Source organism: Hyphomonas sp. UBA3601 (assembly GCF_002375605.1).
Lineage (GTDB): Bacteria > Pseudomonadota > Alphaproteobacteria > Caulobacterales > Hyphomonadaceae > Hyphomonas.
Window position 1 is genome coordinate 47,200 of the sequence record NZ_DFME01000020.1, and the last position, 4,516, is coordinate 51,715.

At 59.9% G+C, this 4,516-nt stretch carries 6 protein-coding genes; all 6 read right to left on the reverse strand.

Annotation, left to right across the window (positions count from 1 at the left end):
- The coding region (locus tag B4F73_RS01765) for a PLP-dependent cysteine synthase family protein (RefSeq protein WP_290482370.1) at nucleotides 1–602 on the reverse strand (602 nt) is incomplete at its 3' end.
- Nucleotides 603–681: 79 nt separating this feature from the next.
- Nucleotides 682–1,452, reverse strand: a complete 771-nt coding sequence (locus B4F73_RS01770) for a hypothetical protein (protein WP_290482074.1) — start codon at nucleotides 1,450–1,452, stop codon at nucleotides 682–684.
- Nucleotides 1,452–2,846 (reverse strand): 3-isopropylmalate dehydratase large subunit, encoded by a 1,395-nt coding sequence (gene leuC, locus B4F73_RS01775; protein ID WP_290482371.1) that lies wholly within the window; start codon nucleotides 2,844–2,846, stop codon nucleotides 1,452–1,454. The genes B4F73_RS01770 and leuC overlap by 1 nt, the downstream gene beginning before the upstream one ends.
- A gap of 60 nt (nucleotides 2,847–2,906) precedes the next feature.
- On the reverse strand, nucleotides 2,907–3,341 hold the full coding sequence (locus B4F73_RS01780) for a SecDF P1 head subdomain-containing protein (protein WP_156947948.1): 435 nt from the start codon (nucleotides 3,339–3,341) through the stop codon (nucleotides 2,907–2,909).
- A 99-nt stretch (nucleotides 3,342–3,440) separates the two neighbouring features.
- Entirely contained in the window at nucleotides 3,441–4,010 is a 570-nt protein-coding gene (rplS, locus tag B4F73_RS16715; RefSeq protein WP_349677826.1) for a 50S ribosomal protein L19, read from the reverse strand.
- A partial coding sequence (trmD, locus tag B4F73_RS01790; RefSeq protein WP_290482372.1) for a tRNA (guanine(37)-N(1))-methyltransferase occupies nucleotides 3,997–4,516 on the reverse strand: 520 nt, incomplete at its 5' end. The genes rplS and trmD, both read right to left, overlap by 14 nt.

The following is a 4,516-nucleotide window of genomic DNA, read 5'->3' on the forward strand; positions in this document are numbered from 1 at the left end:
GTGCCACCAGTACCTATGCCGGACAGGACAGCATCGACCGCGCCGTCTGTGTCCGCCCAGATTTCTTCTGCTGTGGTCAGCTCATGGATGGCCGGATTGGCGGGATTGTCGAACTGGCTTGGCATCACCGCGCCGGGCGTCGCCTCAAGGATTTCCTTCGCCTTCGCGATAGCACCGCCCATGCCCTTCTCTTTTGGCGTCAGGACCAGTTCTGCGCCCAGATAAGCCAGCATCTTGCGACGCTCGATCGACATGGATTCCGGCATGGTCAGTATCAGGCGGTATCCCCGGCTGGCCGCCGCGAAAGCGAGGCCGATGCCGGTATTGCCGGACGTTGGCTCAACCAAAACGCCGCCGGGCTTCAGCTTGCCGTCGGATTCCAGCTGCAACACCATGTTCAGGCCGATCCGGTCTTTCACGCTGGCGAGTGGATTGAAGAATTCGCATTTGAACAGCAGGTTCGCCTTGATGCCTTCGGCCTCGGCGAACTTCGGCGCAGCAACCAGCGGCGTCGATCCGACCGTTTCGAGGATAGACGCGTAGGTACGACCGCGCGGGCCATCCAGCGAAACATTTCCGGGCAGGCTGACAGTATTGCTCATGGGTCCACTCCATTTGTTGCAGGGCAAGGTTGGCCGGACTATCTGCCCTCACCCTTCGAGAGGCAACTGAAGGATGTGTTTAGTCGGCGGCACGCCCTTTTATGTCTTCAAGTATTTGCCGCCCAATCTCCCTACGCTCTACGTACTTGGCGGCTGCTTTCGAGGTTTTGAACAAATTCCACTTCAGATGAGGCTTAAGATCCGTGACATCGCGCCCAGTCAAATCACAAAAGATCGCCAGATTGAACGCCCACTCGTCCAGCGACAAATAGCCGAATTTCTCACTGGACCACCCCTGGCTCTCGAAATCCTGAGTTTGGATAAACTCGAATGCGGAATTAGCCCCGAATACTCCAAAGCCCAGAAAGACAGACGTGACATCCGTTGCCGGCTCGATCAGCTCCCAGCCGCCTGGTGGGGCTTCCTGAAATCCTTCATTCAGATAGTGACTGAGTTCGTGCGCAAAGGTTGCGATCAGCTTTACCGGTGTATGAACATGGCTCGGATCATACGTAATCTGACCAGAATTTCCGGTGTGGGAGAAGGTTCCTGCCGCTGTCCCCGAATGTTGAACTCTGCCCAGTGTGGATACCCTTCCGGCAAGCTCGGCTTGCGGCACCAATTGGACTGGCCATTCTGACATTCCGGCCAGATCACGCACATGCTCAAATATGAATTCAGCGCGCTCGTGCCCACTCGAATCGGTTGGCGGAAAGAAGTCCGGGGTTGGAAGCACGAGCGGCGTCTCTCGAAGGGCTTCCCGCCCACCAGTGCACTTCAATAGCCATGCCCAACACAGAACATGGAATGCCTCCACATCCTCATCGAGAAAGTGGCTGCGTCCAAACACTAGCCAATCACACCTTGGATCGCGGCGCGCGCTGCGAGGGTAGGGCTCATCAGATGGGTGCGGCCATCGCGGCCCTGGCGGCCTTCGAAGTTCCGGTTGGAGGTGGACGCGCACCGCTCGCCCGGCGCCAGCGTGTCGGGATTCATGCCGAGACACATGGAACAGCCCGGCTCGCGCCATTCAAACCCGGCTTCGAGAAAGATCTCGTCCAGCCCTTCGGATTCGGCTTGCGCACGGACGAGGCCAGACCCCGGCACGACCATGGCACGCACGCCTTCGGCCACTTTGTTGCCCTTGGCGACTTCAGCGGCGGCGCGAAGATCTTCGATCCGGCTGTTCGTGCACGAGCCGATGAAGACGCGCTGCACCGGTGTGCCCTTGATCGGTGTACCACCTTCAAGGCCCATATAGGACAGTGCGCGCTCACACGCACCTGCCTTGATTGGATCACTGAAATCTTCCGGCTTCGGAATAATACCCGACAACGGAATCGCCTGTTCCGGGCTCGTGCCCCAGGTCAATGTCGGCTCGACCGCTTCGCCCTTGATGTGGACGACTTCATCAAATACGGCATCCTCATCGGAATAGAGCGTCGTCCAAAAAGATTTCGCGACATCCCATGCACCACCCTTGGGCGCGGCCGGGCGGCCCTTGATGTATTCAAACGTTGTCTCGTCTGGAGCCACCAGACCCGCACGGGCACCGCCCTCAATGGCGAGATTGCACAGCGTCATGCGCCCTTCCATGGAGAGGCTCCGAACTGCGTCACCGCGATATTCCATCACATATCCCGTGCCACCGGCCGTACCGATGACGGAAATTATGTGGAGGGCGAGATCCTTGGCGGTCACGCCATCTTTCAGGCTGCCAGATACTTCGATTGCCATGTTCTTGGATTTCTGCGCACGCAAGGTCTGCGTGGCGAGCACATGCTCAACTTCCGATGTGCCGATACCATGCGCCAGCGCGCCGAACGCGCCATGCGTGGACGTGTGGCTGTCACCGCAGACAATCGTCATGCCGGGCTGGGTGCGCCCCTGCTCCGGCCCCACGACATGGACGATGCCATTGCGGATGTCGCCCATCGGGAAATACTCGATATCGTGCTCGGCCACATTGCGGGTCAGCGTTTCCAGCTGGTTGCGCGCATCGGGATCTGTCACGCCAGCAAGGCCGGCGGCCTGGTTCTCGGTCGGGGTGTTGTGGTCAGCGACGGCCAGGGTCAGGTCCCGGCGGCGCACGCCGCGTCCGGCCGCTTTCAGTCCGGCAAAAGCCTGGGGCGTCGTCACTTCGTGAATCAGGTGGAGATCGATATAGAGCAGGCTTTCACCGCCCTCATCGGTGTGCACCACATGCGCGTCCCAGATCTTGTCGTAAAGTGTCTTGCCAGCCATGGGGCCTCTTCCTGTCATATCGCGGCGCACCATAGCGGCGCGCGCCCGGCTGGGAAGGGGTCAATTGGCGATTGGCGACTCTTGATCACAGGGCGGAGACAGGCGCACGGCCAGCGCCTTCAACTCGTCCATCTCGAAATCGCCGGAAACGAGTATTTCACCGCCTGTGATCCGTTCCAGCACTCTGGGAGACATGATGGTTTCCTCGTCCACCCGCAAGGGGAGGACTTCACCCATATTGGCCACCGTGAGGGCTTCCAGCTTGGATGCGCCGGACTCGTCCATACGGATGGAAAGCGCCGGTCGACCCGCCGAATCCGTCACGGCCGAAGCCTGAACCTGATAGGGTGCAAAGCGGGTATCACCGATGAAGAGAATACCCTGCGCTATGTCAGGCGGGCGGCAAGCCGGCATTGTGAGGCGCAGCGTGTCGTCGGCGGGTTCGCAGGCAGCAAGCAATGAAACGGCGAAGAGTGTGAGACAGAGGCGTTTCATGCGTCCGAACGTGCCACAGAAATACCAGCCCCAAAAGTGAAAACGCCCCAACCATGAGGCGGGGCGTTTCTTCAATTCCTGACTGAAGTGTCGGGACGTCTATTCTTCAGCAACGCCTTCGTCAGCGGAGGCAGCCGCAGCGGCCTCTGCTTCAGCGGCAGCAGCAGCTGCAGCCTCTTCAGCGGCTTTCGCCTTGGCAGCCTCTTCGCGAGCCTTGGCAGCAGCTTCCTTGCGGGCGGCTTTCTCTGCATCTTTCTGGCGGCGGCGCTCGGTTTTCGACACGGCGATTTCGACCGTTTCGATGCCGTGGCCGGTGGTACGTTCAGCGATACGGGCAGACTTACCGCGACGATCGCGCAGATAGTAGAGTTTCGCACGGCGCACGCGGCCCTTGCGCTTCACTTCGATGCTCTCGATCATCGGGGAAGCCAGCGGGAAAACGCGCTCGACGCCTTCACCAAAGGAAATCTTGCGAACCGTGAAGCTCTCATTGATGCCACCGCCTGCGCGGGCAATACAGACGCCTTCAAAGCGCTGGACGCGCTCACGGTCGCCTTCCGTGATGCGGACGTTCACGGCTAGCGTGTCACCCGGTGAAAAATCCGGGATGTTCTTGTCGCCGACAACGCGGGAAAACTCTTCCGCTTCGAGCTGTTCAATCATGTTCATCGCCTGTCTCCGGCGGTTGTAATTCGTTGGTATCTGAGTAAGCGGCGTATAAATCGGGGCGGCGGTCAATTGTCAACGACTTTGCGCTGTTAAACCGCCATTCTTGTATGCGTTTATGATCCCCCGACAGCAGAACCTCCGGAGTCGGGCGGCCTTCCCACTCCCGGGGCAGCGTATACTGGTCGTGTTCCAGCAATCCGGTCTCGAAAGATTCCTCCTCAAGGGAGGCCTGGTTCCCCGCAACTCCGGGCAACAAACGCACAACCGCCTCGGTCATCGCCATGGCTGCGACCTCGCCTCCTGCCAGCACAAAATCCCCGATGGAAACCTCGCGCAAGCCGCGCGCACGGATCACCCGCTCGTCCAGCCCCTCGAACCGGCCACACATCATCACCATGCCCGGGCCGCCTGCCAGGTCCCGCGCCAGTTTCTGTGAAAACGGCTCTCCGCGCGGCGACAGATAGATCAGCGGCTTGCCGTCTGTGTCGATACTGTCCAGCGCCGCA

Excerpts from the sequence above, each read along its gene's own strand:
- leuC (WP_290482371.1), bottom strand. The coding sequence starts at position 2,846 with ATGGCTGGCAAGACACTTTACGACAAGATCTGGGACGCGCATGTGGTG.
- rplS (WP_349677826.1), bottom strand. The coding sequence starts at position 4,010 with ATGAACATGATTGAACAGCTCGAAGCGGAAGAGTTTTCCCGCGTTGTC.
- B4F73_RS01780 (WP_156947948.1), bottom strand. The coding sequence starts at position 3,341 with ATGAAACGCCTCTGTCTCACACTCTTCGCCGTTTCATTGCTTGCTGCC.